This window comes from Azorhizobium doebereinerae UFLA1-100 (assembly GCF_000473085.1).
Taxonomy (GTDB): domain Bacteria; phylum Pseudomonadota; class Alphaproteobacteria; order Rhizobiales; family Xanthobacteraceae; genus Azorhizobium; species Azorhizobium doebereinerae.
In genome coordinates this window covers 1-1,207 of the sequence record NZ_AXBA01000100.1, presented here as the reverse complement: position 1 = coordinate 1,207, position 1,207 = coordinate 1, and the positions used below count along the sequence as shown (strand labels likewise).

At 70.3% G+C, this 1,207-nt stretch carries 2 protein-coding genes; both read right to left on the bottom strand.

What is annotated here, in order from left to right; all coding sequences use genetic code 11:
- Positions 1 to 21 precede the first annotated feature (21 nt).
- The gene (locus tag YU1_RS34985; protein ID WP_084540145.1) at positions 22 to 216 is read right to left on the bottom strand and encodes a Com family DNA-binding transcriptional regulator; all 195 of its coding nucleotides are present in this window, start codon (positions 214 to 216) and stop codon (positions 22 to 24) included.
- A 116-nt stretch (positions 217 to 332) separates the two neighbouring features.
- Positions 333 to 1,154, bottom strand: coding sequence for a phage late control D family protein (locus tag YU1_RS35005; protein WP_483413520.1), 822 nt, complete (start codon positions 1,152 to 1,154; stop codon positions 333 to 335).
- Positions 1,155 to 1,207: the final 53 nt, after the last annotated feature.

Here is a 1,207-nt window from a genome sequence, read left to right as displayed (position 1 = left end):
CGAGATAAAGGGTGGCCCCGCCTATTTGCTTGCGGTCGAGATGCACGAAACGTCTCCATGTGAAGGACGCTCGCGGCGCTCGGGTTTGGGCTCGGGGGGCCTCAGGGCATTCAGGGTGCCGCAGCGGCGGCACTTGATCTCGATGGTGCCGGAGATGGCACCCCGGCCGGCGCGGAACAGAAGCGCGCGGCAGGTTCCACAACGGATGTTCTCCACTTGTTAAGGCCTTGCGGGTTAGCGGCCCCATCGGGGGACCGTTCCGCTCTGTTCGGTCGCGCGGGTTGATGCTGCCAGGCTGGCCCGCGTTCGGGGCGCTCGCGCCCCGCCCCACCTCAGGCGATAGTGCCGCCCTCCGGGTCGCCGGCCATGGTGCCGGTGCCGGAGGCGCCGCCGCCGCCACCGCTCCCCTCATCATCCTCGCTGTCCGTCTCCTGCTTGGCCTCCTTGGTCTCCAAAGTGATGGTGGTGATCCAGCCGGAGCCGGGCTGGATGTCGTGCTCGACGCTTTCGGCGCACCAGGTGGTGCCGTCCGCGTCGGGGCCGAAGCCGGTCACCTTCACCGGGCAGCCGGCGACGGCCGCCGGGTCGCCCGCGCCGGTCACCTGGCCGGTGGCGGACTGGCGCCCGCGTTCGCGGGCCGCCGCGCGGGCGCCGTGGCGGGCCTCGTCCTTCGAGGGCCAGGGATGCGGACGGCTGAGGCGGCCCTTGCCGCCTTGCTCCGTCTCGTCCTCATCCTGCCAGGTGCCGGTCTCTTCGTCGTACCAGCGGCCCTGGCTGGTCTCGTAGGCACCGCGCGGCTCGAATTCGAAGGCGAAGTCATAGGCCGGGTCATAGGCGATGGTGACAATGGGCAGCGCCCCGCCCGAGGCGGTGCGGCCGGCGCCGCGCTCGGTCATCATCACCTTGCCGCCCGCCACCTTGATCGCCCCGCCGAAATCGTCGGCAAGGTCGGACAGGAAGTCCAGTGCCTCCTGCTGCACGCGGGCGCGGTAGGGAATGGCAATCGCCTTCAGCGTCGGATCGACCACCGCCTGAAGGCCGAGGCCCTTGGCCACGTCGGACACGATGGCGCCCAGCGTCGCCTTGTCCCAATGGCCGCTGTCCACGGACTTGGCNTTGTCGATCAAATCGGCCGCCCGGCACTCCACGCTCATGTCGTGGCCGCCCTCGGGATTGCCGCGAAGGCCGGTGCGCTGGACGGTGTAGA